The organism is Streptomyces sp. BBFR102 (assembly GCF_051397025.1).
GTDB lineage: Bacteria > Actinomycetota > Actinomycetes > Streptomycetales > Streptomycetaceae > Streptomyces.
The window spans coordinates 4,724,629-4,751,105 of sequence record NZ_CP195757.1 but is presented as its reverse complement, the minus strand read 5'-3'; the positions used below and the strand labels follow the sequence as shown (position 1 = coordinate 4,751,105).

The following is a 26,477-nucleotide window of genomic DNA, read 5'->3' as shown; positions in this document are numbered from 1 at the left end:
TGCGAGAGCGCGGGAGATCGTGTTCGACTTTCTTCAAGACTATGACTTGCTCGGGGCCTTCTGGGTGACGGTGAAGCTCACCCTCCTCTCGGGCGCCGGTTCCCTCGTCCTGGGCACCGTGCTGGCCGCGATGCGGGTCAGTCCCGTGCCCCTCATGCGTGGCTTCGCCACGGCGTACGTGAACATCGTCCGGAACATTCCGCTGACGGTCATCATCGTGTTCACCTCGCTGGGCCTGGCCGACACCTTCCGGCTCACCCTCGGCGGCGAGGGCGTCAAGGACATCGCCTTCCGGATGGCGGTCCTCGGACTCAGCGCCTACACGGCCGCGTTCGTCTGCGAGTCGGTGCGCTCGGGCATCAACACCGTCCCGGTGGGGCAGGCCGAGGCGGCTCGCGCCCTCGGGCTGAACTTCACCCAGGTGCTCACCCTCATCGTGCTGCCGCAGGCGTTCCGCACGGTGATCGGGCCGCTGGCCAACGTCCTGATCGCGCTGACCAAGAACACCACGGTCGCGGCGGCGATCGGCGTCGGCGAGGCATCCCTCCTGATGAAGGAGATGGTCGAGAACGAGGCGCAACTGGTGCTGATCACCGCCGTCTTCGCCCTCGGCTTCGTGATCCTGACACTTCCCACCGGCCTCCTGATGGGATGGCTGGGCAAGCGGCTGGCGGTGAAGCGATGAGCTCCGTTCTGTACGACACCCCGGGTCCGCGCGCCAAGGTGCGCAACCTGATCGTCTCCGCCGTCTTCGCCGTCGTGCTGGCGGCGGGCGTCTGGTGGCTGGTCTCCGCGCTCGGCGACAAGGGCCACCTCGAATGGGCGAAGTGGAAGCCCTTCACCGAGTCCTCGTCCTGGACCGTCTACCTGCTGCCGGGCCTCGGCAACACCCTGAAGGCCGCCGCCCTGTCGATGGTCATCGCCCTGCCCCTGGGCGCGGTCTTCGGCATAGCCCGGCTCTCCGACCACGCGTGGGTGCGGGTTCCCGCCGCCACGGTCGTGGAGTTCTTCCGCGCCATCCCGGTCCTCATCCTGATGGTCTTCGCCAACGAGCTGTACTCGGGCTCCGTCGAGCCGGACATCCGCCCGCTGTACGCCGTGGTCACCGGCCTCGTCCTGTACAACGCCTCGGTACTCGCGGAGATCGTCCGGGCCGGCATCCTGTCGCTGCCGCGCGGCCAGGCCGAGGCGGGCCGGGCGATCGGCCTGCGCAAGAGCCAGACGATGCGGTTCATCCTGCTGCCGCAGGCGGTCACCGCGATGCTGCCGGCGATCGTCAGCCAGCTGGTCGTCATCGTGAAGGACACCGCGCTCGGCGGCGCCATGATCGGCTTCACCGAACTGCTCCGCTCGCGGGGCACCATGAGCGCCTTCTACGGCAACACCATCCCGAGCTTCATCGTGGTGGCGGTCATCTTCGTCGTGCTCAACCTGATCCTCACCACCTTCGCCTCGTGGCTGGAGAAGTGGCTGCGCCGGCGGAAGAAGTCCAGCGGTGCCGTGCTCGGCGCGGCGGCCGTCGAGGACGCCAAGACGGTGGGCGCCAAGGCGGACACCGACGGCGGCCCCCGGTAGCGGCCCGCCTGGGGCCTTCCCACCCCAGGAACAACCCCCTCTTCCCGGCCGGCCGGGCCGCCGCACGGCACGGTGGCCGGGAAGACCCGCGAAAGGCGGCGACGATCATGTCGCCGCCTTTCGTCGCTTGACGCGGACAGCGGCAATAGGTTGCATACGTTCTGTGATCGCGCACCGGGCTCCAGCTGCCAGTTCCCGCCCTGCCCCACCCCTCTCACCTGCCCCTGAGGCACCCCGGGAGGCGGCCCCGTGGACCCGGTGATCATCGTCGGGGCGGGACCCGCCGGGCTCGCCCTGTCGCTGGCGCTCGCCCGCCACGAGGTCCCCACCGTCGTCCTCGACCAGAGCACCGGCGACGACGAGGAGCGCTGCGCGAGGACCGTCGTCCTGCGCGAGGACACGGCAGCGCTCGCGGCCCGCCTCGCCGGCACCGGGTTCACCCGCGGCGGCACCCGGCTGACCGGCGTACGCTCCCTGCGCCGCCGCCAGGAACTGGCCGCCCACACCTTCGACGAGGCGCTGCCAGCCCCGCTCCACCTGCCGCAGCACACCCTCACCCGGGCCCTGCGCGAGGCCCTCGGCCGCGAACCCCTCGCCCGTCTGGTCCGCGGCACCCGCCTCGACCGGCTCGACCAGGACGGCGGCGGGGTCACCGCGCACACCGCCGCGGCGGGCGCGGACGGCGCCGCGGACGGGTCCGACGGAACGACGTGGCGCGGCAGCCACCTGGTCGGCTGCGACGGCCCCCGCTCGACCGTCCGCAAACTCCTCGACATCCGCTTCCCCGGCCGCACCGCCGTGGAACGGCACGCCGTCGCCGCGGTCCGCTGCGCCCTGCCGTTCGCCGGCGAGGAGGTCCTGCACCGCAACCCGCCGTGGCGCGGCTGTGGCACCGAGGTCACCGCCCGGCCGCTCCCCGGCGACCACTGGCGCATCGACTGGCTGCTGCCGCCCGGCGGCGAACTCGTCACCCCCGAGGCGCTGGTGGCGCGGGTGAGGGCCACCCTGGCCGGCTGGACCGACGGCACGACCCCGCCGTACGACCTCCTCGACACCGGCGTGTACACCGTCCACCACCGCCTCGCCCGGCGCTGGCGCTCGGGCCGGGTCCTGCTCGCCGGGGACGCCGCGCACCTGCTGGGTGCCCTCGGCACCCCGGCGGTCGACGAGGGGCTGCGCGACGCCGACAACCTCGCCTGGAAGCTCGCCCTGGTCCGCCACGGACACGCCGGGCAGGCCCTCCTCGACAGCTACCAGGAGGAGCGCCGCGCCGTGATCGCCTCCCGGCTGCGCGCAGCCGACCAGTCGTTGCCGATACTGCGCGGCGGCTCCCCGCTGCGCCCCCTGCTGCCCGGTTCGCCCCGCGGCCACGAGGCGCTGTACAGCGACGGCCGCCTCGGCCGGGGGCCCCTCGGCGCGCCCCCGGCACACCTCCGCTCGCCACTCACCCCGGCTCCGGACCACCCGCGCACCAGCGTCGACACCGGCGTCGGCGGCCTGGTCACCGACGTGCCCGTCACCGCCGAGGACGGCTCGACGGTCCGGCTCCGCGACCGGCTGGGCCGCACCGCCCTGCTGGTGGTCCTGGTCGCGCCCGGCACGGGGGTCTGGGACCGGCGGCACTGGATGACGGCCGGTCTCATGCCGCGCCTGGCCGAGGCCGTCGCCGGCCTTCCCCAGCCCGCCGAACTCCTCGTCGCCGAGACCTACCCCGGCGCCGCCGCCCACACCGTCCTCCTCGTCCGCCCCGACGGCCACCTCGCCCTCCCCCTCAGCGGCGTCGACGAGTCCCGACTGCGCGCGGCGGCACGCACGGTGTGCGGCCCGGACACCGTCGACCGCGAGGAGGCGGCACGAGCGGTGCGGTGAGCGGGGTGCGGTGAGCGGCGTGCAGTGCGGTGGGAACGGGCGGTGTGCCCGCGGCCGGGCGGTGGAACGGGCGGTGCGGTGAAACCCCCCTTTCCCTCCCCCGATCGCCCTCGCGGGCGCTCCAGCCATATGCAAGGAGACACTCGACCGTGTGCTGGCGGCAGCGACGCGGGCTCGTCCAGTGGGAACTCCAGCCGTGGCATGTGTACGTCGTGACCGGTGAGCCCCTGGCCGACCTGAAGAGTCGCGCGACGGCCAGAGCACTGGCGGGCGACCCGGGTGACGAGCGGGAGTATCCGATGTACCCGGCCGAGCTGACTCGCCGTATCTGGACCGGTTCTCCGCCGCAGCCGCCCAGCGGTACGGAGCACTGGGAATCGAGCGTGACGGCCTCGACAGGCCCAAGAAGATCGCCGCCTTGAACTCGGAGGCGTTCGGAGCGCCAGTCGTACCGTTCTGCTACCTCGACCGCGCGACGGGGCCCGGACAGTGGGGGACGCGGGGATGTGCTTGCAGCCGGTCCTGCTGTTGTTGAGGGCGGAAGGCTCGCGCAGCTGCCCCAGGTGATGTGGACGATGTATCGCAAGACCGTCAGCCAGATGGTCGGAGCCGACGACGCGCCCGTACTGTTCTGCGGAGTCGTGGTGGGGTTCGAGAAGGAAGGCGCGCAACGGCTGCGTACGGGGCGGGCGGAGATGACGGAAACCGTGAGCTTCATCGGGGTGTGACCGCCGACCGGTCGAGGTCCACTGCGGAGACCCCGTCGCATGAGCCGAACAGCGCTGCGCTGTTGGGTGTGGCAGGGAACCTGCGGAAGTTGGTGACCTTCGCCGACTGCTGCCGCAGGCGCTGGATCTCGTCGTGCCGTGTGGCCGGGAGACGGCCAACTCCTTGAAGGCGGTCAGCTCGGTGACGGCCTCGTCGGCGGCTTCCAGGCGTGGCGCGCCACCGGCCTGACCGTCACCGTGCCGGCTACCCCCTACCGCCGGGCGGCCGGGGACTGACCGGCGAAGCGCGGTCCCGTGGTCCTCACCGGTCAGTCGCCCCAGATGTGCTCCTCCACGTCCTCCCCCTCCTCCTCCAGCACCTGGCGCACGACCCGCAGCGCCAGTCCCTCCCCGTACCCCTTGCGGGCGAGCATCCCCGCGAGCCGTCGCAGCCGCTTGTCCCGGTCGAGGCCACGGGTCGAGCGGAGTTTGCGGTCGACCAGTTCGCGGGCGGTGCGCTCCTCCTGCTCAGGGTCGAGCTTGGAGACCGCCTCGTCGACCACGGCGGCGTCGACCCCCTTGGTCCGCAGCTCCCGGGCGAGTGCCCGCCGGGCCAGGCCCCGCCCGTGGTGGCGGGACTCGACCCAGGCGTCCGCGAACTTCTCGTCGTCGATCAGGCCGACCTCCTCGAACCGGGTCAGCACCTCGTCGGCCACCTCGTCGGGGATCTCCCGCTTACGCAGGGCCTCGGCGAGCTGGCTGCGGGTGCGGGCCGTCCCTGTCAGCAGGCGCAGGCAGATGGCGCGTGCGCGCTCCGCCGGGTCCTGAGGTGGTTCCTCCCTCCCGGCCCTCGACGCGAAGGAGGAACCACCGGTCATACCGCCGTCCGGGCGGCGTCCGCGCCCACGCCGCCGGCCGGCCCCCGCACCGGCCGGGTCGTCCTCCGGTCCGGTGCCCCTGTCGCCCGGATCGGGCCACGGGGGGCCGGGCAGGGGCGCGCCCTGCTCCCGGGGGTGATCGTCGGCGTCCGGACGCCTGGCCCACTGCGCCACGGCGGATCAGCCCTTGGCCGCCGCGGCCTTGGTCGCCCGGGTCGCCTTGGCCGCCGGAGCAGGCACGGTCTTGGCCTCCTCGGTGGCCGCGGTGTCGGCCCCTGCCTCCGAGCCGGCCGGGTCGGGCCGCATACCGACGCCGAGCTTCTCCTTGATCTTGCGCTCGATCTCGTCGGCCAGGTCGGGGTTGTCCTTGAGGAAATTGCGGGCGTTCTCCTTGCCCTGCCCCAGCTGATCGCCCTCATAGGTGTACCAGGCGCCTGCCTTGCGGACGAAGCCGTGCTCCACGCCCATGTCGATCAGGCCGCCCTCACGGCTGATGCCGTGGCCGTAGAGGATGTCGAACTCGGCCTGCTTGAAGGGCGGGGCGACCTTGTTCTTGACCACCTTGCAGCGGGTGCGGTTGCCCACCGCGTCCGTGCCGTCCTTGAGCGTCTCGATGCGGCGGATGTCGATCCGGACCGAGGCGTAGAACTTCAGGGCGCGGCCACCGGTCGTCGTCTCCGGGGAGCCGAACATCACACCGATCTTCTCGCGCAGCTGGTTGATGAAGATCGCCGTGGTCTTGGACTGGTTGAGCGCGCTGGTGATCTTCCGCAGGGCCTGGCTCATCAGGCGGGCCTGGAGACCCACGTGGGAGTCGCCCATCTCGCCCTCGATCTCGGCCCGCGGCACCAGGGCGGCGACGGAGTCGATGACGATCAGGTCGAGCGCGCCGGAGCGGACCAGCATGTCGACGATCTCCAACGCCTGCTCGCCGTTGTCCGGCTGGGACAGGATGAGGTTGTCGATGTCGACGCCGAGCTTCTTGGCGTACTCCGGGTCGAGCGCGTGCTCCGCGTCGACGAAGGCCACCTGGCCGCCGGCCTTCTGGGCGTTGGCCACGGCGTGCAGGGTCAGGGTCGTCTTGCCGGAGGACTCCGGACCGTAGACCTCGACGACGCGGCCGCGGGGCAGGCCGCCGACGCCGAGGGCGATGTCCAGGGCGGTCGAGCCGGTGGGGATCACCTCGATGGGCTCGTTCGGCCGCTCGCCCATGCGCATGACGGCGCCCTTGCCGAACTGCCGTTCAATCTGTGCGAGCGCGGCGTCGAGCGCCTTCTCGCGGTCGGTTCCTGCCATGGGTTCCACCCGATTTGCTTGAGTCGTTCGCTTCACGTCGAAAACGCTAACGCCTGGCACTGACAATGCGCCTCGACGCCCTCGCGGCTGTGGATAACTCCGCCCCCGAACCGCTGGAACCGGGGCGCCGCATCGCCAGGTTCTTCATAAGAATAGATGTTCGATTTCCGTGTCAAGCGTGCCACACGGCGCGGGCCGGGCCGTCGTCCCGCCCGGCCGGACCTCGGTGATCACGGGATTCGCGCATCGCGGGCCGGGCGGGTCCGACGGCGCGCCCGGCCGGTGCCACCCACCCCCGCGCCGCCCCGTGTGACTCGGTCGCCCCACCGTTCGCGCGCGAACGCGGCCGCTCCGGTCACCAGGGTGCGGTCAGGGAGTCCTTGATCACGACAGCTCCGGCGCCGACCACGGCACCGTCACCACCGGCGTGGCCGACGCGGTCGCCGCCGCCCGTGAGCATGCCGAGGCGGCGTCGGCCGGAAGCGGCACCGACCTGGACACCGTCCTGATGGGCGCCACCACCATCCGGTCGGCGTTCGACGCGGAGCTGGTCGGCGTGCTCTCCCCGCACCTGGCACCGGTCGTCCTGGGCGCCGGGGACTCCCCTGTTCACCGGGGCGGGCGACCGGGGCCGGCTAGCCGCGGCCTTCCGGCGTGTCCCCGGGCTCCGCCCGGGTCGCCCCGCCCTCCTCACCGGGGAGCGACTCGGACGGGGTGATGACGTCCGGGCCCGCGGTCTCCTCGTTGGGCATCCGCAGCGCCTTGCGGACCCTGAGCAGGACGGGGCCCGGCGCCCGGCGCCGGTGGCCGCTGACGCGGGCCTCGTCGTGGACGTCGTAGCGGCGGACGTACGCGCCGAGGAACGCCTGGAGGGTGGCGACGGCGGGGATGGCGATCAGGGCGCCGACCGCGCCGAGGAGGGCGGTGCCCGCGATGACCGAGCCGAAGGCGACGGCGGGGTGGATGTCGACGGTCTTCGCGGTCAGCTTGGGCTGGAGCATGTAGTTCTCGAACTGCTGGTACACGACGACGAAGCCGAGCACCCACAGCGCGTACCAGGGGGCGACGGTGAAGGCGATGAGCATCGGCAGGGCGCCGGCCAGGTAGGTGCCGATGGTGGGGATGAACTGGGAGACCAGGCCGACCCAGACGGCGAGGGCCGGGGCGTAGGGCACGCCGAGCCACTGGAGCAGGACGTAGTGGGCGATGCCGGAGATCAGCGCCATGAGGCCGCGTGAGTAGAGGTAGCCGCCGGTCTTGTCGACGGCGATCTCCCAGGCGCGCAGGACCTCGGCCTGGCGGGCGGGCGGCAGGACCGAGCACAGGGCGCGGCGCAGGCGGGGCCCGTCGGCGGCGAAGTAGAAGGCGAAGAGGGCGAGGGTCAGCAGCTGGAAGAGGCCGCCGAGGACCTGCGCGGAGATGTCCAGGACACCGGTGGCGCTGTTCTGCACGTACCGCTGCAGCCAGTCCGAGTGGACCAGGCTGTCCTGGACCTCCAGGCGGGACAGGTCGGTGTGGAAGGTCTGGTTGATCCAGCTGATCACCGAGTCCAGGTACTCGGGGAAGTCCTCGACCATGTTGACGATCTGCCCGGCCAGCATCGAGCCGAGCAGGGTCACGAAACCTGCGCTCGCGACGAGCAGGCTGAGGAAGACGGTGGCGGTGGCGAGGCCGCGGCGCATGCCCCGGGCGGCCATCCAGCTGACCGCCGGTTCGATGGCGAGGGCGAGGAAGAAGGCGATCAGGATGTTGATCAGCAGCGAGGTGAGCTGGTGGAACGCCCAGGTGCCCAGCTGGAAGGCGGCGACGAGGGCCAGCGCCATCACCATGGCGCGCGGCAGCCACCGGGGCATGGCCGGCGCCTGGGGCGGCCGGTCGGGTTCCGTTACGGCGCCGGGGGCGGGGCGGTCGGCAGGGCTCGCGCTCTCGTCTGTCGATGACACGGGGTCAGTCTCGCCCACCGGGGGGACGGTGCGGGACCACCCGGGAGATCGACCGGGTCACATCGGCACGCGGTGGACGTCCGGCGCCCGGTCAGCGGCGCTCGGCGGGGATGTCCACGGCGGTGCAGACCGCACGCCAGACGTCCTTCGCCTCCCAGCCCGCGTCGAGCGCCTCGTGCACGGTGCGCCCGCCGAGTTCGGCCATGACGTGGTCGCGGGCGAAGGTCTCGGCGTAGCCCGCGCCGAAGTGGTCCGCCATGAGTTCCCAGAAAACCGTCAGCCGCATGGGACCAGTATCGCGCCCGGCGCGGGTCGGCCGGCGAGGGCCCGCACTCCGGCCGTGACGGCGACGGAGGTGTCCCGGGTGGGCGGGCGCCCGGGGTGGGCGCTCTGCCGTTCCATGGGTCCGCGGTGCGCCGGGCCGCCCCGCGCGTGACCTGCGTGTCCACGGCGTGGACCGGTGGTTGTCGGTGGTGGGGTGCACGATGGGAGCCATGGCACGTTCAGCGCTCGACACGTTCTCGCCGGCGACCCGGAAGTGGTTCACCGGGGCCTTCTCGGCGCCCACCGCCGCGCAGGAGGGGGCGTGGAGTGCCATCGCCGAGGGTTCGGACGTGCTGGTGGTGGCGCCGACCGGTTCCGGCAAGACGCTGGCGGCTTTCCTCTCCGCGCTGGACACGCTGGCGTCGTCGCCGCCGCCCGCCGAGTCCCGTAAGCGTTGCCGGGTGCTGTACGTCTCTCCGCTGAAGGCCCTCGCCGTGGACGTGGAGCGCAATCTGCGCAGTCCGCTGACGGGTATCCGGCAGGAGTCGGTGCGGCTGGGGCTGGCCGAGCCGGAGGTGCGGGTCGGCATCCGTTCGGGCGACACCCCGGCGGCGGAGCGGCGCTCGATGGCGACGCGGCCGCCGGACATCCTCATCACCACCCCCGAGTCGCTCTTCCTGATGCTGACGTCCGCGGCACGGGAGGCGCTGACGGGCGTGGAGACGGTCATCCTCGACGAGGTGCACGCGGTGGCGGGCACCAAACGCGGTGCGCACCTGGCACTCTCCCTGGAGCGGCTGGACGAGCTGCTGCCGAAGCCGGCCCGCCGGATCGGGCTGTCGGCGACGGTCCGGCCGGTGGACGAGGTGGCGCGCTTCCTCTCGCCGCAGCGCCGGGTGGAGATCGTCCAGCCGGCGTCGGGCAAGGAGTTCGACCTGTCGGTGGTGGTGCCGGTGGAGGACCTGGGCGAGCTGGGGGGCTCGCCGGTGAGCGACGAGGGGCCGGGCGACCGCCCCTCGATCTGGCCGCACGTCGAGGAGCGCATCACCGACCTGATCCAGTCGCACCGCTCGACCATCGTCTTCGCCAACTCCCGCCGCCTCGCCGAGCGCCTGTGCAACCGGCTGAACGAGATCGCCTACGAGCGCGCCACCGGCGAGGCCCCGCCCGAGGACCACTCCCCGGCCGAGCTGATGGGCGCCGCGTCCTCGGCCTCCGGGGCGCCCGCGCTGATCGCCCGCGCCCACCACGGTTCGGTCTCCAAGGAGCAGCGGGCCCAGGTGGAGGAGGACCTGAAGGCGGGCCGGCTGCCCGCCGTGGTGGCCACCTCCAGCCTGGAGCTGGGCATCGACATGGGCGCGGTGGACCTGGTGGTGCAGGTCGAGTCGCCGCCGTCGGTGGCGTCGGGGCTCCAGCGGGTGGGGCGCGCGGGGCACCAGGTCGGCGCGGTCTCCACCGGCGTGGTCTTCCCGAAGTACCGGGGCGATCTCGTGCAGTCGGCGGTGGTGACGGAGCGGATGCGGGAGGGCCGGATCGAGGCGCTACGGGTCCCGTCGAACCCGCTGGACGTGCTGGCCCAGCAGATCGTGGCGATGACCGCGATGGACACCTGGCAGTTCGACGACCTGCTCGTGCTGGCGCGGCGGGCCGCCCCGTTCGCCTCACTGCCGGAGTCGGCGTTCACCGCGGTGCTGGACATGCTGGCGGGCCGCTACCCCTCGGACGCCTTCGCCGAGCTGCGCCCGCGCGTGGTCTGGGACCGCGTCGCGGGCACCGTCACGGGCCGTCCCGGGGCGCAGCGGCTCGCCGTGACCTCCGGCGGCACCATCCCCGACCGCGGCCTGTTCGGCGTGTTCCTGGCGGGCGCGGACCCGAAGAAGGGCGGCGGCCGGGTCGGCGAGCTGGACGAGGAGATGGTCTACGAGTCGCGGACCGGCGACGTCTTCACCCTCGGGACGACCTCGTGGCGGATCGAGGACATCACCCGCGACCGGGTCCTGGTCTCCCCCGCGCCGGGCGTGCCGGGGCGGCTGCCGTTCTGGAAGGGCGACCAGCTGGGGCGTCCGCTGGAGCTGGGCCGGGCGCTGGGCGCGTTCGTCCGGGAGGTCGGGGCGCTGCCCGAGGAGGACGCCCGGCTGCGGCTGCTCGCCGCGGGTCTGGACGCCTGGGCGGCGGAGAACGTCCTGACGTACCTCAAGGAGCAGCGTGAGGCGTGCGGGCACGTCCCGGACGACCGGACGGTGGTCGTGGAGCGGTTCCGGGACGAGCTGGGCGACTGGCGGGTGGTGATCCACTCGCCGTTCGGCGCGCAGGTGCACGCCCCGTGGGCGCTGGCGCTGGGCGCGCGGCTGAGCGAGCGGTACGGCATGGACGCCCAGGTGATGCACGCCGACGACGGCATCGTGCTGCGGCTGCCCGACGCCGACCTCCTCGGCCTGGACCTGCTGGACGACGAGCCGTCTGGCCCGGGTACGGCGTTCGACGCGGAGCAGTCCCCGGTCGGCGCCCAGGACGTCACCTTCGACAAGGGCGAGATCGAGCAGGTCGTCACCGACCAGGTGGGCAGCTCGGCGCTGTTCGCCTCGCGGTTCCGGGAGTGCGCGGCCCGCGCACTGCTGCTGCCGCGCCGCAGCCCCGGCAAGCGCACCCCGCTGTGGCAGCAGCGGCAGCGTGCCTCGCAACTGCTCCAGGTGGCGAGCGAGTTCGGTTCGTTCCCGATCGTGCTGGAGGCGGTCCGCGAGTGTCTCCAGGACGTCTTCGACGTGCCCGGCCTGACCGAGCTGATGGGCGACCTGGAGGCCCGCCGCGTCCGCCTGGTCGAGGTGACGACCCCGGAGGCCTCCCCCTTCGCCCGTTCCCTGCTCTTCGGGTACGTCGCGCAGTTCCTCTACGAGGGCGACTCGCCGCTGGCCGAGCGGCGGGCGGCGGCGCTCTCGCTCGACTCGCGGCTGCTCTCCGAGCTGCTGGGCCAGGCCGAGCTGCGGGAGTTGCTGGACCCGGAGGTGCTGGCCGAGCTGGAGCGGGAGCTGCAGTGGCGCACCGAGGACCGCCGGATCAAGGACGCCGAGGGGGTCGCCGACGCGCTGCGGGTGCTGGGTCCGCTGACCTCGGCGGAGCTGGCGGAGCGTGGCGCCGACCCGGCGTGGGCGCGGGAGCTGACGGCGGCGCGCCGTGTCATCGAGGTGCGGATCGCGGCGGTGGAGCACTGGGCGGCGATCGAGGACGCGGGGCGGCTGCGCGACGCCCTCGGCGCGGCCCTGCCGGTGGGCGTCCCCGAGGCGTTCACGGAGCCGGTCAAGGACCCGCTCGGTGACCTCCTCGCCCGGTACGCCCGCACCCGCGGCCCGTTCACGGCCAACGCGGCGGCCGAGCGGTTCGGCCTCGGGCGGGCGGTCACCGAGGGGGCACTGGAGCGGCTCGGCGTGAGCGGGCGCGTCGTCCAGGGCGAGTTCCATCCCTCGGGCGTCGGCCAGGAGTGGTGCGACGCGACGGTGCTGCGCCGACTGCGCCGCCGCTCCCTTGCGGCGCTGCGCCAGGAGCTGGAGCCGGTGGAGCCGACGGCGCTCGCCCGGTTCCTGCCGCCGTGGCAGCATCTGGGCGGGCAGGAGCTGCGTGGACTGGACGGGCTGGTCCGCGCGGTGGAGCAGCTCCAGGGCGCGGCCGTACCGGCCTCCGCGCTGGAGAAGCTGGTACTGCCCTCCCGGGTGGCGCGGTACCAGCCGGCGATGCTCGACGAGCTGACGGCCACCGGGGAACTGCTGTGGGCGGGCAGCGGTTCGCTCCCCGGCAAGGACGGCTGGGTCTGCCTCTACCTCGCGGACAACGCGCCGCTCCTGCTGCCGCCCCCGCACCCGCTGGAGCTGACACCGCTGCACCAGGCGGTGCTGGACGCGCTCGCCGGAGGGTACGGCCTGTTCTTCCGTCAGGTCGCCGACCAGGTCCGCGCCGTCCACCCGACCGCGTCCGACCAGGCGCTGGCGGATGCCGTCTGGGACCTGGCCTGGTCGGGCCGGCTCACCAACGACACGGTCGCGCCGCTGCGCGCCCTCCTGGGTTCCGGCCGCACCGCGGGGTCCACCGCGCACCGGGCGCGCCGCGGCGTCCCCCGGGGCAGGTTCGGCGGGCTCTCCGCCGCGCCGCGCCCCGCCTCGCGGACGGGCCCGCCGACGGTCGCGGGCCGCTGGTCGCTGCTGCCCCCGCTCGAACCCGACCCGACCCTGCGGGCCCACGCGCTGGCCCGCACCCTCCTGGACCGGCACGGCGTCGTCACGCGGGGCGCGGTGGCGGCGGAGGGCGTCGAGGGCGGCTTCTCCGCGGTGTACCGCGTCCTGTCCGCCTTCGAGGACAGCGGGCAGGCCCGCAGGGGTTACGTGGTGGAAGGGCTGGGCGCGGCGCAGTTCGCGATGGACGGTGCGGTGGACCGGCTCCGCGCCTCCGCGACGGCCGCCGAGCGGGAGACCGGCGGGCAGCCCCGGCAGGCCCTGGTCCTGGCGGCCGCCGACCCGGCCAACGCGTACGGCGCGGCCCTCCCCTGGCCCGAGCCGCCGACCGGCGCCGGGCACAAACCGGGCCGCAAGGCAGGGGCGATGGTCGTCCTGGTCGACGGCGAGCTGGCCATGTACATGGAACGCGGCGGGAAGACCCTCCTGGCCTGGCCCTCCACCACCGCGGACGACCCCTCCGCCCCGGACCCCCGCCTGGAGGGCGCCGCCCACGCCCTCGCCGGCTCGGCCGCCGGGGGCTCCCTCGGCACGGTCACGGTCGCACGCATCAACGGCGAGCCCGCGCTGACCTCTCCGGTCGGCACCTACTTGGAGAACGCGGGCTTCCACGCGACGCCTCGGGGCCTGCGGCTGCGTGGGGGGCGATGAGAGGAGCGCGGTCGGTCGCCGGGGCGGCCTCGACGAGGTGCAGGGGAACGGCCGGACCGGCTGCCCGGCATGGTCCGCGGGGGACGTGCGCCCCGGTCTCCGGGTCGGCCCTGCCCGCCGCGCCCCGCGCGCGACAGGGCCGGCGCCGTCCATCGGCTGACGGCACCGAGCCCCGCGCAGCGCACAGGTAGCGTCCTCGGCCGGGTCGGCCGAACCGGACAAGGCGCCCCGCTGCCGCCGAGGGTGACGGCAGCGGCCGGGCTTGACCGGCGGACCGCTACGTCACGGTGACCCGACCGGAACCTTCGGCTCGGGCAAGCCCCCTCCCGCTCGTTCGGCCCGGCAGACAGCGCGCCACGTCGCTCCACCCAGGTCTGCGACGACGGTGCGCCACACGACGTCGCTGGCCGAGCCAGGAACCACAGCGCCTCCGACGCCGCGCTTGGCGGCACCCCGCACGCCCGCAGGGCAACCGCGCAACGCGGCGAACCCTTCACCGCCACTCCAGTCGGCCGCCGCCTCGCGAGGAGCGGCGAACGGCCCGCCGGGGCGCGAATCCCGTACCGTGCGGCTCTCCAGTCGGCCGTGCACCCGCGTCGGCGGTGGTCCCCCGCACCGCCGACGGCCGCCCTTACGCCTGCCCCGCAGGCAGGCAGCGTGCCCCGCGTCCACCGCCGCCGAGGCCCGCCCGCCCCGGCCCCGTACGCCGCGTACGACCTGCGCAGACGCGGCCCGCGTCTGCAGGCCCGGCCCACCCGCTGACGGTGCCCGGCAGTACCGACACCGCCCAGCGGGGAGAACAGTCCCCGCTCCGGTCGGTGGACGGAAGCCGCACATGCGGCGACCCCGGCTGCCGGCCCCCGCCCGTCGCTCCACGCGCCAGTGCCCCACCACACCAGAGCACCGCCAGTCAGCGCCCCCGACAAGCCGCCTAAACCTCGCCCACACCAACAGGATCTCCACCAGATTTGCCTACAACCCTTAGGCAGATGCACGATGGCCCTCCAGCCTTACGCCCCCTGCGAGAGGACCACCCATGCCACGTGTCGGACTGACTCCGGAGCGTCTCGCTCAGGCCGGAGCGGAGCTGGCCGACGAGATCGGCTTCGAGCAGGTGACCGTGTCGGCGTTGGCGAGGCGGTTCGACGTGAAGGTCGCGAGCCTCTACTCGCACATCAAGAACTCCCAGGACCTCAAGACGCGGATCGCCCTGCTGGCCCTGGCGGAAATGGCCGACCGCGCCGCCGACGCGGTGGCCGGGCGGGCGGGGAAGGACGCCCTGACGGCCTTCGCCGAGGTGTACCGGGACTACGCGCGCGAGCACCCGGGGCGGTACGCGGCGGCCCGGCTGCCCCTGGACCCGCAGACAGCGGCGGCCAGCGCCGGCGTGCGCCACGCACAGATGACGCGGGCGATCCTGCGCGGCTACGACCTCTCGGAGCCGGACCAGACGCACGCGGTCCGGCTCCTGGGCAGCGTCTTCCACGGCTACGTCAGCCTGGAGGCGAGCGGCGGCTTCAGCCACAGCGCCCCCGACTCCTCGCAGACCTGGGCGCGAGTCCTGGACTCCCTCGACTCCCTCCTCCGCAACTGGCCCGAGCCGCCCTGACCGGCGGTACCACGACCAGCCGACGATCCCGTAACGGCAAGAAGCCGGGCCCCTCCCGCTGAGCGGCGGCCCCGCTCGCCCCAGCGCCGTGCCCCGCGTCGGCGCGGCACACCCACCCCACCCTGCGACCCTCAGGCGGAACCATGCCCACCGACCACGACCTGGCGCCCACCACGACGCCCACCCCGCTCACCACGCCCCTCACCCCCGACCTCGTACGCGGCGCCCTGGAACTGGAGCCCACCGCACGCGGCGTCCTTCCGCACCGGCTGCCCGCCTGGGCCCGCGCCCAGAACACCGACGGCCAGCTGGCCATGGCCGAGGCCCAGCCCTCAGGCGTCCGGCTGGTCTTCCGCACCCGGTCCACCGCCGTCGCCCTGGAGACCCTGCCCACCAAGCGGGTCTACGTGGGGGCGCCGCCCCGGCCCGACGGTCTGTACGACCTGGTGGTCGACGGGCGCCTCGTCGGCCAGGCGAGCGCGCCCGGCGGCAACACCCTCACCATCGACATGGCGGCCGGCACCGCCGAGACCGTCCCCGGTCCGCCGGGGACGGTGCGTTTCGCGGACCTGCCCGCCGGGGTCAAGGACATCGAGATCTGGCTGCCGCACAACGAGGCGGCCGAACTGATCGCCCTGCGCACGGACGCGCCCGTCGAGCCCGTCCCGCAGAGCGGCCGGCGGGTCTGGCTGCACCACGGCAGCTCGATCAGCCACGGCTCGGACGCCGCGAGCCCCTCCACCACGTGGCCCGCGCTGGCCGCGGCGCGAGGCGGCGTGGAACTGGTCAACCTCGGGCTGGGCGGCGCCGCACTCCTCGATCCGTTCACCGCCCGCACCCTGCGCGACACCCCCGCCGACCTGATCAGCGTCAAGGTGGGCATCAACCTGGTCAACGCCGATCTGATGCGGCTGCGCGCCTTCACCCCGGCGGTCCACGGCTTCCTCGACACCGTCCGCGAGGGCCACCCCACCACCCCGCTCCTGGTCGTCACCCCCGTGCTGTGCCCGATCCACGAGGACACTCCCGGCCCCTGCGCCCCGGACTTCAGCGAGATCGCCGAGGGACGCGTCAAGTTCAAGGCGACGGGCGATCCGGCGGAGGTGGCGGCCGGCAAGCTCACCTTGAACGTCATCCGCGGCGAGCTGGCCCGCATCGTGCGGCAGCGGTCCGCGGACGACCCGCACCTGCATCTTCTCGACGGCCGCACGCTGTACGGCGAGGCGGACCACGCCGAGCTGCCGCTCCCCGACGAGCTGCACCCGGACGCGGCCGCCCACCGCCGCATGGGCGAGCGCTTCGCCGCCCTCGCCTTCGCCGCGGGAGGGCCGTTCGCCGCCGGGGCCTGAGCCCCGTCGCCCGGGCATCATGGAGGTATGCCCGAGGGAGACACCGTCCACCAGGCGGCGGGGCGCCTGCACCAGGCGCTCGCCGGTGCGGAGCTGACCGCCTTCGACCTCCGCGTGCCCCGCCTCGCGACGGTCGACCTCACCGGCCGCACCGTCATGGAAGTGGTCGCCCGGGGCAAGCATCTGCTGGTCCGTCTGGAGGGCGGCCTCACCCTCCACTCCCATCTGCGGATGGACGGCTCGTGGCGGATCTTCGCCCCGGGCGAGCGCTGGCGGGGCGGGCCCGACCATCAGATCCGCGCGGTCCTCGGCACCGCGTCGCACACCGCGGTCGGGTACCGCCTGCCGGTGCTGGAGCTGCTGCGTACCGGGGCCGAGGACGAGGCGGTCGGTCACCTCGGCCCCGATCCGCTGGGCCCCGACTGGTCCCCCGGCGAGGCCCTGGCCAGGCTGGCGGCGGCACCGGAGCGGGAGGTCGGCGAGGCCGTGCTGGACCAGCGCAATCTGGCGGGCATCGGCAACGTCTTCAAAAGCGAACTGTGCTTCCTGCTACGAGTGACGCCATGGCTGCCCGTCGGCGACCTGCCCGACCCCGAACGCCTCACCGCCCTCGCGGCCCGCCTCCTGGAGGCCAACCGCCACCGCCCGCGCCGCACCACCACCGGCCGCCCCGACCGCCCCCTGTACGTCTACGGCCGTGCGGGCCGCCCCTGCCTGCGCTGCGCCACCCCCGTCAGAACCGCCCAGCAGGGCGAACCCACCCGCGAGCGCCCCACGTACTGGTGCCCGGGCTGCCAGAACGGTCCGGCACCCGGCGCGTGACACCGAGGCCGCCTCTCAACCGGCCCCCGGCTCCCCCCGCCCGCCACGCACCCGCGCCGCCATCCGCCGCACCGCCCGCCGGGCCCGCGCCGCCTGCTCGTCGGCGCGGGACTTCGGTACGCAGTGCACCGGCAGGACGCTCAGCCCCCAGCCGCCCGCCACCACCGCGGCGGCGCCGGCGGCGGCACCGCCGATCTCCAGGGCCGCCCTCGCCAGGGCCACGCACCACAGCACCGCCACCGCGCAGACGGGTATCCACCGCAGCCCACGAACCCCCATGACGCACCACCTCCGTACCGGGCCGACCGCGCCGGGCGGGGCCGTGGAAGCCCCGGGGGCGGGCCGCGCTCAGGCGGCCCGCCCCCGGGCTCGTCGTCCGCCGCCGTCGGCGGCCGTTGTCGTCTCAGCCGTTCTCCGCCTGGAACATCCAGTGGTGCTTCTCCAGGTCGGCGGTGATGGTGATGAAGATGTCCTGGCTGACCGGGTCCGCCTCGCCGGTCGCGGCGATGCGCTCACGCATCCGGCCGATCACCGCGCCCAACGCCTCGACCAGGGTGTTGACCGCGTCCACGTCCTTGGTCCAGCCCTCGTTGACCACGCCGATGCCGCTGGTCCCTGCGACGGTCGCGGCGCGGCCGTCCGGCGAGACCCCGAGGGCCGAGGCGCGCTCGGCCACCGTGTCGGAGTGCCCGCGGGCGGTGTCGACCACCTCGTCGAGCTGGAGGTGGACGGAGCGGAAGCGCGGGCCGGTGACGTTCCAGTGCACCTGCTTGGCCACCAGCGAGAGGTCGATCAGGTCCACCAGGGCGCCCTGCAGGGCCCCCGCGACCACCTTGAGATCGGTCTCCGGAAGCGGGCTCTTGACCACGTTCATCGCATTCCTCCAAGTCGTCACGACCGGTCACCCGCCACCGACGGCGGGCCGTCGCCAGCCACGCACCACAATGACACAGGTGCCCGATTTGGGTAACTTCGACCGGTCATTCAGTGGACCGGTTCCGCTACCCGATGGGGCGGAGGACCCGGACTCCCGCCGGCCGCCGCGACCGCCCGAGGGGCGGGTCCCGGCCGGGCGGCGCGGTCCTCGCCCAACGAGAAGCCCCGGTGGCGGCGGGAGCGGATCTTGTCGATCCGCGTGCCCGCCCCCACCGGGGCTACACGTGTGACGTGCCGTTCTTCTCGCCGCGCCGGTCAGGCGGCGGCGACGCCCACGGCCTCGGGCGCCTTGATCGTCACCCGCTCCGGCGGCACGCCGGAGACGGAGACGGCGTTCAGCATGGGCCTGACCGGTGCCGGTACCGGGTCGGTGGCAGCGGCGGACTCGGCCAGCTCGGCGAGTGCCAGCTCGTCGCTGACCTCACGCATCAGCTCGGACATCCGTACGTCCAACGCGTCGCAAATGGCGGAGAGCAGTTCGGAGGACGCCTCCTTCTGCCCCCGCTCCACCTCGGAGAGATAGCCGAGTGAGACTCGGGCGGACGAGGAGACTTCGCGCAGAGTACGGCCCTGGCGCTGGCGCTGCCGACGCAGCACGTCACCCAGCAGGCGACGGAGCAGAATCATCGGTGGCTCCCTCCTCGGACCGCGTAACCGCATCCTTCACGCCCCACCGTACCGCCTACCGCTGCGGCCGTGCGGGGAGCGATGTCGTGTTCACTCAGGGCTGCAAACATCAGGTCTCCCCGTTCTGTTCCGAATTTCGCGTCCGCCCGTGCCCGCCCAGTTCCCCGATGAGCAGGCCGAGAACCCTCCGGACACTCTCCATACGGATGTCCGTACGGTCCCCGTCCAACCGCAGTGCGGCCGATTTCCCTCCCCGGGGTCCGGCCACGGCGATGTACACGGTGCCCACGGGACGGCCGTCCTGCGGCTCGGGCCCGGCGACGCCGGTGGTGGCCACCCCCCACTCGGCCCCCAGTTCCCGGCGCACCCCTTCGGCCATCTGGCGCGCGACCTCGGGGTCCACGGCGCCCCTGGCCCGCAGCAGCGCCGCGTCGACGCCGAGCAGCCGGTCCTTGAGCTCCGTGGCGTACGCCGTGACCGAGCCGCGGAAGGCTGCCGAGGCGCCCGGCGCCGCGGTGACGGCGGCGGCCACCAGGCCCCCGGTGAGCGACTCGGCGACGGCCAGCGTCTCACCGCGCTCGGCCAGCAGCCGCAGGGCGTGCTCCGCCTCGGCGCTCACCGCCGGGTCTCCCTGCCGCCCTGCCGGGCGCCGGCGGCGTCCTGGCCCTCCTCCCGCCCGGGGGCGGGAGGAGGCACTTCGCCCGTCCGCCCGGCCCGGCCGGCGGCCGAGGCCGCCGTGGCGACCAGGGCCTCGGAGGCGGTGGCGGCGGGGCCGACCTCGCCCACGGTGCCCTCCGCGCCCGCGGCCTCGCGGCGTGCGGCGCGCTCGGCGGCGAGACCCGCACGGCGCAGCACGACGGCCTGCCGCACGTAGTCGAGGCCGGTGGCCACGGTCAGCACCACGGCGACGGCCATCACCCAGAAACGCAGGGTGGCGAGCGGCCCGGTGAGCGCGAGGACGTACATGCCGGCCGCCGTGCCCTGGGCGAGGGTCTTCAGCTTGCCGCCCCGGCTGGCGGGGATCACCCCGAACCTGATCACCCAGAAACGCAGCACCGTGATGCCCAGCTCACGCCCGAGGATCACCGCCGTCACCCACCAGGGCAGCTCCCCCAGCCAGGAGAGGCAGATCAGCGCGGCACCCATGATCGCCTTGTCGGCGATCGGGTCGGCGATCTTCCCGAAGTCCGTCACCAGGTCGTACGTCCGGGCGAGGTGCCCGTCGAAGACGTCGGTGATCATGGCGACGGCGAAGGCCGCCCAGGCCAGGGCGCGCCAGGCCGGGTCGTAGCCGCCCTCGGCCAGCAGCAGGGCCACGAATCCGGGGACCAGCAGGAGCCGGATCATGGTCAGGATGTTGGCGATGTTCCAGACGCCGGCCTGCCGCACGGCCGGGGTCCTGCGGCTGGCGCCGCGTACGCCGCCCGCGTGGGCTCCACCGGCCGTGGACGCCGACACTCCGGTCATCTGCCCGCCTCCTCGATCAGGTGCAGAGGTTCGGCGACGAGGTCCACTCCCTCGGTGCCGACCACCTTGGCCACGACCATACGGCCCGGGGTGAGGTCCGCGCCGCCTGTGAAGAGGATCTGCCCGTCGGTCTCGGGGGCCTGGTGGGCGGCCCGGCCGACGGCGCCCTCTTCCTCGTCGACGGATTCGACGAGTACCTCCACGGTCTCACCGACCCGCTCGTCCGCGCGCTGCGAGACGAGTTCCTCGGCGAGCCGGGAGACGCGCGCGAGGCGCTCGGCGACCTCCTCCTCGGGGAGCTTGCCGTCGTATCCGGCGGCCTCGGTGCCGTCCTCGTCGGAGTAGCCGAAGACACCGATGGCGTCCAGGCGGGCGCCGGTGAGGAACCGCTCCAGTTCGGCGACGTCCGCCTCGCTCTCGCCGGGGAAGCCGACGATGAAGTTGGAGCGGACACCGGCCTCGGGAGCCTTGGCCCGGATCTGTTCCAGCAGGCCGAGGAAGCGGTCGGTGTCGCCGAAGCGGCGCATCGCCCGCAGCACGCCGGGCGCGGAGTGCTGGAAGGAGAGGTCGAAGTAGGGGGCGACCTTCGGGGTCGAGGTGAGGACGTCGATCAGGCCGGGCCGCATCTCGGCGGGCTGGAGGTAGCTGACGCGCACCCGCTCGATGCCGTCCACCTCCGCCAGCTCCGGCAGCAGCGTCTCCAGCAGCCGGATGTCGCCGAGGTCCTTGCCGTACGAGGTGTTGTTCTCGGAGACCAGCATGATCTCCTTCACGCCCTGCTCGGCGAGCCAGCGCGTCTCCTGGAGCACGTCGGAGGGGCGCCGGGAGATGAAGGAGCCGCGGAACGAGGGGATGGCGCAGAAGGAGCAGCGCCGGTCGCAGCCGGAGGCCAGCTTGACCGAGGCGACCGGGCTGGTGCCCAGTCGGCGGCGGAGCGGGGCGCGCGGCCCGGAGGCGGGCGCGAGGCCGTCCGGCAGGTCGGCGGGGGCGGGCTCCTGGGCGTGGCCGGGGAGGGCCACGGTGCTGTCCTGGCGCTCGGCGGGGCTGATCGGGAGCAGCTTGCGCCGGTCGCGGGGGGTGTGGGAGGCGTGGATGCCGCCGCCCAGGATGGTCCGCAACCGGTCGGAGATGTCGGCGTAGTCGTCGAAGCCCAGCACCCCGTCGGCCTCGGGGAGGGCTTCGGCCAGCTCCTTGCCGTACCGCTCGGCCATGCAGCCGACGGCGACCACGGCCTGGGTTCTGCCCTGGCTCTTGAGGTCGTTGGCCTCCAGCAGGGCGTCGACGGAGTCCTTCTTGGCGGCTTCGACGAAGCCGCAGGTGTTGACGACGGCGACATCGGCGGCTTCGGCGTCCTCGACGAGCTGCCAGCCGTCCGCCTCCAGGCGGCCTGCGAGCTCCTCCGAATCCACCTCGTTACGGGCGCATCCGAGAGTGACGAGAGCGACGGTACGGCGTTCAGGCATGGGCTCAAGACTACTTTGTCCCGGCCGGGACCCCCGCCCCGGCCGGGACAGGGTCCCTTGGGCCCGGTTCAGCCCGCGTTCGGGTCGCCCTTGGTGTAGGAGAGGCGCTGGACCTGGCCGGGCTGGAAGCGGTCCTCGATCTCCTTGCCGTTGACGAGCAGCTCGACCGCGCCGGCGTCGCCGATGACCAGGTCGACCCGCTCCTTGTCGGTGAAGGTCTTGGTCTGGCCCTGTGCGAGCGTCCCGTCGAAGAGGAGCTGGCCGTTGTGGTCCTTGGCCGAGAGCCAGCTGCGCCCCTCGGGCACGGTGATCTTGACGGTCACCCGGTCGGCCGGGGCCGCCGCGATGGCGCTCTCGGAGGGCTTCGGGTCGGGCTTCGCGGACCGGGAGGGCTTGGCCGGGGGCGCCGTGCTGCCGTTCTCGCCCGCGACGTTCTTGGCGCCGCCATCGCCGTCGCCGTTGAAGAGGGTGAAGCCGACGAACCCGACGACCGCGACGATGGCGGCGACCATGGCCGCCGTCCAGTTGGCGCGGCGCGGCTCGGAGCGGATGCGCTCGGCCTCGAAGAGCGGCGCGGGCACGGTGGGCGCGGGGCGTCCGCCGTGGTCGGCGTCGTAGGCGGCGATGAGCGGGGCGGGGTCGACGCCGACGGCGCGCGCCAGCGTGCGGATGTGGCCGCGGGCGTAGACGTCGCCGCCGCAGCGGGAGAAGTCGTCCTGTTCGATCGCCTGGATGATCGGGACGCGGACCCGGGTGGCGGCGCTGACCTCGTCGACGCCGAGTCCGGCCTCGGTGCGGGCGCGGGCCAGGGTGCGGCCGATCTCGGGCTTCGGCTGGGCGGACTCGGGAGCCGGGGCCCGCTCGGTCGCAGGACGCTCGTCCTCGACCTCGGCCGCGGGGGAGGAACCGTTGTCTTCAGGGGATTTGCCGAGGGACACGGGGGTGCCTTTCGAGCCTGTGGCCACCTGCTGGAGGTCCAGTCTAGGGGGGGTGCGCATGCGGGGGGCAACCGGACGGACGGACTTGTACGCCATCGGAATGGCGTCCTCCCGCCCCGGCGCGGGGCACCGGGTGCCCCTTCTCTCCACTTGACGTACGCCGAGGGGAAACGGTTGCCCCGGGCCGTGCCGTCGGGCCGGTCATCAGTGCGCCGGGGCCTGGCACCGGCGTGCGCCCGGAGCTACGTGCCCGGCGCGGCCCGGCGTACGCCGGGTGGGGCCGTCCCTCTCCCTTCGCCGCGCGCCGTCCCGCCCCCGCTCCGGCCCGGTGGCCGCGGTTGAGGAGCTGTCATGGTTGCTCCTCCCCCCGGATCACGGCGAGCACTCCTGGCAGGTCCTCAGGTTTCACGAGAACGTCACGGGCCTTGGAGCCCTCGGTGGGGCCGACGATGTCCCGGGACTCCATGAGGTCCATCAGCCGGCCGGCCTTGGCGAAGCCGACGCGCAGTTTGCGCTGGAGCATCGAGGTGGAGCCGAACTGGGTGGAGACGACCAGTTCGGTGGCCTGGCAGAGCAGGTCGAGGTCGTCGCCGATCTCCTCGTCGATCTCCTTCTTCTTCTGGCCGCCGACCACCACGTCGTCCCGGAAGACCGGCGTCATCTGCTCCTTGCAGTGCCGGACGACCTCGGCGACCTCCTCCTCGGTGACGAAGGCTCCCTGCATCCGGGTGGGCTTGTTGGCTCCCATCGGCAGGAACAGCCCGTCGCCCTTGCCGATGAGCTTCTCGGCGCCGGGCTGGTCGAGGATGACCCGGCTGTCGGCGAGCGAGGAGGTGGCGAAGGCGAGCCGGGAGGGCACGTTGGCCTTGATGAGGCCGGTCACGACGTCGACGCTGGGCCGCTGGGTGGCAAGGACCAGGTGGATGCCTGCGGCCCGGGCGAGCTGCGTGATGCGGACGATCGCGTCCTCCACGTCCCGGGGCGCCACCATCATCAGGTCCGCCAGCTCGTCCACGATGACCAGCAGGTACGGGTAGGGATGGAGCTCGCGCTCGCTGCCCTGGGGCGTCTTGGCCTTGCCGCTGCGCACGGCGGCGTTGAAGTCGTCGATGTGCCGGTAGCCGAAGGCGGCCAGGTCGTCGTAGCGCAGGTCCATCTCGCGGACCACCCACTGGAGTGCCTCGGCGGCCCGTTTGGGGTTGGTGATGATCGGCGTGATGAGGTGCGGGATGCCCTCGTAGGCGGTCAGCTCGACGCGCTTGGGGTCGACGAGGACCATCCGCACGTCCTCCGGCGAGGCCCGCATCATGATCGAGGTGATCAGGCAGTTGATGCAGGAGGACTTGCCGGAGCCGGTGGCTCCGGCGACCAGGATGTGCGGCATCTTGGCGAGGTTGGCCATCACGTAGCCGCCCTCGACGTCCTTCCCGAGGCCGACGAGCATCGGGTGGTGGTCCTCGGCGGCGTCGGCGAGGCGCAGCACGTCGCCGAGGTTGACCATCTCGCGGTCGGTGTTGGGGATCTCGATGCCGACGGCGGACTTGCCCGGGATGGGGCTGATGATCCGCACGTCGGGGCTGGCGACGGCGTAGGCGATGTTCTTGGTGAGCGCGGTGATCCGCTCGACCTTCACGGCCGGTCCGAGTTCGACCTCGTAGCGGGTGACCGTGGGGCCGCGGGTGAAGCCGGTGACGGCCGCGTCGACCTTGAACTCGGTGAAGACGGTGGTGAGCGAGGCCACGACGGCGTCGTTGGCGGCGCTGCGGGACTTGCCCGGCCCGCCGCGCTCCAGCAGGTCTATCGACGGCAGCGCGTAGGTGATGTCCCCGGAGAGCTGGAGCTGCTCGACCCGCGCCGGAAGCGGCTTGCTCCCGTCGGCGGGCGGCGCCTTGGTGAGGTCGGGTACGGAGCCGGAGTCCTGGACCTGGGTCCTGCGGCGGCTGGGCGTGGGCCTGAGTGCTTCCTCGGTCCCGGTGGTACGCGCCGAGGGCACCGGGGTGGCGGCGGGCTCGCGCTCCGTGCTCACCCCCTGGGTGAGGTCGGCGACCAGCGGGGAGGGCGGCATGCCGTGCAGGACGGCTCCGTCGAGGGCGGCGGCGGCCTCGGCGGCGATGTCGACCGCGTCGCGCCCGGCCCGCTCGGCGGCGGGTTTGCGCGGGGCGCGGCGCCGGACGGGCCGGGTCGGCGCCTCGTCGGTGTCGCCGTCCGGCCCGGGGTGGCGGCGCGCTTCGGGCAGCGCCTCGCGCCATTGCTCGTCGTACCGCGCGTCGTCCTCGCTCGGGACGGTGGGCGCGGCGACCAGGCCGAGGCGGCGGCCGAGAGCGCGCAGGCGCTGCGGGATGGCGGCGACCGGGGTGGCGGTGACCACCAGGAGCCCGAAGACGGTGAGGAGCAGCAGCAGCGGGACGGCCAGCACCTCGGTGACGGTGAAGATCAGGGGCGTGGCCGACGCCCAGCCGATGAGGCCGCCGGCGTCCTGGAGGGCGGCGGTGCCGTCGCCGCGCGCGGGTGAGCCGCAGGCGATGTGGACCTGGCCGAGGACACCGAGGACCAGCGCGGAGAGGCCGATGACGATGCGCCCGTTGGCCTCGGGCTTCTCCGGGTGGCGGATCAGCCGCACCGCGACGGCGCCGAGCAGCAGCGGCACCATCAGGTCGAGCCGGCCGAAGGCGCCGGTGACGAGCATCGCCACCAGGTCACCGACGGGGCCCTGGAGGTTGGACCAGGTGCCGGCGGCGACGATCAGGGCGAGGCCGAGGAGGAGCAGGGCGAGGCCGTCCTTGCGGTGGGCGGGGTCGAGCCCCTTGGCGCCGCGCCCTATACCGCGGAAGACGGCGCCGACGCCGTGGGCGGCACCGAGCCAGACCGTGCGAACGAAGCGGTAGAGGCCGGGGGCGGGTGCGGGCTTGGGCGGCGGTTTGCGTACCGCGGCCTTCTTGGCGGGCGCCTTCTTCCTCACGGGCGGCTTGGCCGCGCTCTTCTTCGCAGGTCCCCCGGGACGCCCCGCGCCGCGCGCCGAGGACGGTGATCCCTTGCCGGAGGTACGTGAGGCCATGGTGGTGAGGTTACCGGTGCGAGGTGGGCGGGACACGTGCGCCCGGACCTTCACCCGTCCGTGTCGCTCCTGACGCGGCGTCGCCTTGACGGCTGGTCAGCGGGCGGGCAGGGGCCGGTCCCTGCCCCCGGTCCCGCTCAGCCCTGCGGCGGCAGGACGGGTGCCGTACCGCCCGAGTTCGGGTCGATGGCGTCCAGGGCTCTGCGCAGGCCGGTGAGTTTGCGTTCGAGGTGGGCCGCGGTGGCGACGGCGGCGGCGTCCGCCGACTCGTCGTCCAGCTGTTTGGAGAGCGCCTCGGCCTGCTCCTCGACGGCCGCGAGCCGCGCGGAGAGCTCGGCGATGACACCGGTCGGCTCCGTCTGGCCGTCGCGTCCCTCGACCTGGATACGCAGCAGTTCCGCCTGCTCGCGGAGCTTGCAGTTCTTCATGTACAGGTCGACGAAGACCGAGACCTTGGCCCGCAGCACCCACGGGTCGAAGGGCTTGGAGATGTAGTCCACCGCGCCGGCCGCGTAGCCGCGGAAGGTGTGGTGCGGGCCGTGGTTGATCGCGGTGAGGAAGATGATGGGGATGTCCCGGGTCCGCTCCCGGCGCTTGATGTGGGCGGCGGTCTCGAAACCGTCCATGCCCGGCATCTGCACATCCAGCAGGATGACCGCGAAGTCATCCGTCAGCAGCGCCTTGAGCGCTTCCTCCCCGGACGACGCCCGCACCAGTGTCTGATCGAGCGCGGAGAGAATGGCCTCCAGCGCCAGCAGATTCTCCGGCCGGTCGTCGACCAGGAGGATCTTGGCCTTCTGCATCCTGG

22 protein-coding genes and 1 pseudogene are annotated in these 26,477 nt (G+C 73.5%); 9 read left to right on the top strand and 14 right to left on the bottom strand.

Annotation, left to right across the window (positions count from 1 at the left end; translation table 11 throughout):
* Window positions 1-19: 19 nt before the first annotated feature.
* The 5 genes and pseudogenes from ACSLIC_RS21110 to ACSLIC_RS21090 all read left to right on the top strand — a co-directional run bounded on the left by ACSLIC_RS21110 (window position 20) and on the right by ACSLIC_RS21090 (window position 4,448).
* The gene (locus ACSLIC_RS21110) at window positions 20-685 is read left to right on the top strand and encodes an amino acid ABC transporter permease (RefSeq protein WP_436739268.1); all 666 of its coding nucleotides are present in this window, start codon (window positions 20-22) and stop codon (window positions 683-685) included.
* Window positions 682-1,575 carry an amino acid ABC transporter permease gene (locus tag ACSLIC_RS21105; protein ID WP_436739267.1) on the top strand — a complete coding sequence of 298 codons (894 nt, stop codon included), beginning with the start codon at window positions 682-684 and terminating at the stop codon, window positions 1,573-1,575. The genes ACSLIC_RS21110 and ACSLIC_RS21105 overlap by 4 nt, the downstream gene beginning before the upstream one ends.
* A gap of 249 nt (window positions 1,576-1,824) precedes the next feature.
* A complete protein-coding gene (locus ACSLIC_RS21100) occupies window positions 1,825-3,444 on the top strand; it encodes an FAD-dependent monooxygenase (protein WP_436739266.1) in 1,620 nt (539 codons plus the stop codon).
* 103 nt (window positions 3,445-3,547) lie between these two features.
* A pseudogene (locus ACSLIC_RS21095) lies at window positions 3,548-4,172 on the top strand (nitroreductase family protein).
* 138 nt (window positions 4,173-4,310) lie between these two features.
* The gene (locus ACSLIC_RS21090; RefSeq protein ID WP_436739265.1) at window positions 4,311-4,448 is read left to right on the top strand and encodes a hypothetical protein; all 138 of its coding nucleotides are present in this window, start codon (window positions 4,311-4,313) and stop codon (window positions 4,446-4,448) included.
* A gap of 32 nt (window positions 4,449-4,480) precedes the next feature.
* On the opposite strand, the gene recX is transcribed toward ACSLIC_RS21090, so the two are convergent.
* From recX to ACSLIC_RS21065, 5 genes are all read right to left on the bottom strand, one after another.
* Window positions 4,481-5,203: a recombination regulator RecX gene (gene recX, locus ACSLIC_RS21085; RefSeq protein ID WP_436739264.1), complete on the bottom strand. Its 723-nt coding sequence runs from the start codon at window positions 5,201-5,203 to the stop codon at window positions 4,481-4,483.
* A gap of 6 nt (window positions 5,204-5,209) precedes the next feature.
* Entirely contained in the window at window positions 5,210-6,325 is a 1,116-nt protein-coding gene (gene recA, locus ACSLIC_RS21080; RefSeq protein ID WP_436739263.1) for a recombinase RecA, read from the bottom strand.
* A gap of 355 nt (window positions 6,326-6,680) precedes the next feature.
* Window positions 6,681-6,938, bottom strand: coding sequence for a hypothetical protein (locus tag ACSLIC_RS21075; RefSeq protein ID WP_436739262.1), 258 nt, complete (start codon window positions 6,936-6,938; stop codon window positions 6,681-6,683).
* Between the two features lie 22 nt (window positions 6,939-6,960).
* A complete protein-coding gene (locus ACSLIC_RS21070) occupies window positions 6,961-8,178 on the bottom strand; it encodes an AI-2E family transporter (protein WP_436740435.1) in 1,218 nt (405 codons plus the stop codon).
* Window positions 8,179-8,359: 181 nt separating this feature from the next.
* Window positions 8,360-8,554, bottom strand: a complete 195-nt coding sequence (locus ACSLIC_RS21065; protein WP_436739261.1) for a DUF3046 domain-containing protein — start codon at window positions 8,552-8,554, stop codon at window positions 8,360-8,362.
* Between the two features lie 208 nt (window positions 8,555-8,762).
* Between ACSLIC_RS21065 and ACSLIC_RS21060 the strand changes: the two genes are divergently transcribed.
* The 4 genes from ACSLIC_RS21060 to ACSLIC_RS21045 all read left to right on the top strand — a co-directional run bounded on the left by ACSLIC_RS21060 (window position 8,763) and on the right by ACSLIC_RS21045 (window position 17,183).
* Window positions 8,763-13,403: an ATP-dependent helicase gene (locus ACSLIC_RS21060; protein ID WP_436739260.1), complete on the top strand. Its 4,641-nt coding sequence runs from the start codon at window positions 8,763-8,765 to the stop codon at window positions 13,401-13,403.
* A gap of 1,036 nt (window positions 13,404-14,439) precedes the next feature.
* A complete protein-coding gene (locus tag ACSLIC_RS21055; protein ID WP_436739259.1) occupies window positions 14,440-15,012 on the top strand; it encodes a TetR/AcrR family transcriptional regulator in 573 nt (190 codons plus the stop codon).
* Window positions 15,013-15,155: 143 nt separating this feature from the next.
* Window positions 15,156-16,361 carry a GDSL-type esterase/lipase family protein gene (locus ACSLIC_RS21050; RefSeq protein WP_436739258.1) on the top strand — a complete coding sequence of 402 codons (1,206 nt, stop codon included), beginning with the start codon at window positions 15,156-15,158 and terminating at the stop codon, window positions 16,359-16,361.
* Window positions 16,362-16,388: 27 nt separating this feature from the next.
* Window positions 16,389-17,183 (top strand): Fpg/Nei family DNA glycosylase, encoded by a 795-nt coding sequence (locus tag ACSLIC_RS21045; RefSeq protein WP_436739257.1) that lies wholly within the window; start codon window positions 16,389-16,391, stop codon window positions 17,181-17,183.
* 15 nt (window positions 17,184-17,198) lie between these two features.
* Here ACSLIC_RS21045 and ACSLIC_RS21040 read toward each other — a convergent pair whose 3' ends face one another.
* The 9 genes from ACSLIC_RS21040 to ACSLIC_RS21000 form a co-directional block, all read right to left on the bottom strand.
* The gene (locus tag ACSLIC_RS21040) at window positions 17,199-17,462 is read right to left on the bottom strand and encodes a hypothetical protein (RefSeq protein WP_436739256.1); all 264 of its coding nucleotides are present in this window, start codon (window positions 17,460-17,462) and stop codon (window positions 17,199-17,201) included.
* 124 nt (window positions 17,463-17,586) lie between these two features.
* Window positions 17,587-18,057 carry a Dps family protein gene (locus tag ACSLIC_RS21035; RefSeq protein ID WP_436739255.1) on the bottom strand — a complete coding sequence of 157 codons (471 nt, stop codon included), beginning with the start codon at window positions 18,055-18,057 and terminating at the stop codon, window positions 17,587-17,589.
* A gap of 317 nt (window positions 18,058-18,374) precedes the next feature.
* On the bottom strand, window positions 18,375-18,746 hold the full coding sequence (locus tag ACSLIC_RS21030; RefSeq protein WP_003951232.1) for a helix-turn-helix domain-containing protein: 372 nt from the start codon (window positions 18,744-18,746) through the stop codon (window positions 18,375-18,377).
* Window positions 18,747-18,855: 109 nt separating this feature from the next.
* Window positions 18,856-19,365, bottom strand: a complete 510-nt coding sequence (locus ACSLIC_RS21025; protein WP_436739254.1) for a CinA family protein — start codon at window positions 19,363-19,365, stop codon at window positions 18,856-18,858.
* A complete protein-coding gene (gene pgsA, locus ACSLIC_RS21020) occupies window positions 19,362-20,213 on the bottom strand; it encodes a CDP-diacylglycerol--glycerol-3-phosphate 3-phosphatidyltransferase (RefSeq protein WP_436739253.1) in 852 nt (283 codons plus the stop codon). Before pgsA ends, ACSLIC_RS21025 begins: the two co-directional genes overlap by 4 nt.
* Window positions 20,210-21,676, bottom strand: a complete 1,467-nt coding sequence (gene rimO / locus ACSLIC_RS21015; RefSeq protein WP_436739252.1) for a 30S ribosomal protein S12 methylthiotransferase RimO — start codon at window positions 21,674-21,676, stop codon at window positions 20,210-20,212. The genes pgsA and rimO overlap by 4 nt, the downstream gene beginning before the upstream one ends.
* 68 nt (window positions 21,677-21,744) lie before the next feature.
* The gene (locus ACSLIC_RS21010; protein ID WP_436739251.1) at window positions 21,745-22,614 is read right to left on the bottom strand and encodes a helix-turn-helix domain-containing protein; all 870 of its coding nucleotides are present in this window, start codon (window positions 22,612-22,614) and stop codon (window positions 21,745-21,747) included.
* Window positions 22,615-22,963: 349 nt separating this feature from the next.
* Window positions 22,964-25,723 carry a DNA translocase FtsK gene (locus ACSLIC_RS21005; protein ID WP_436739250.1) on the bottom strand — a complete coding sequence of 920 codons (2,760 nt, stop codon included), beginning with the start codon at window positions 25,721-25,723 and terminating at the stop codon, window positions 22,964-22,966.
* 83 nt (window positions 25,724-25,806) lie between these two features.
* A complete protein-coding gene (locus ACSLIC_RS21000) occupies window positions 25,807-26,472 on the bottom strand; it encodes a response regulator (protein ID WP_436740434.1) in 666 nt (221 codons plus the stop codon).
* Window positions 26,473-26,477 lie beyond the last annotated feature (5 nt).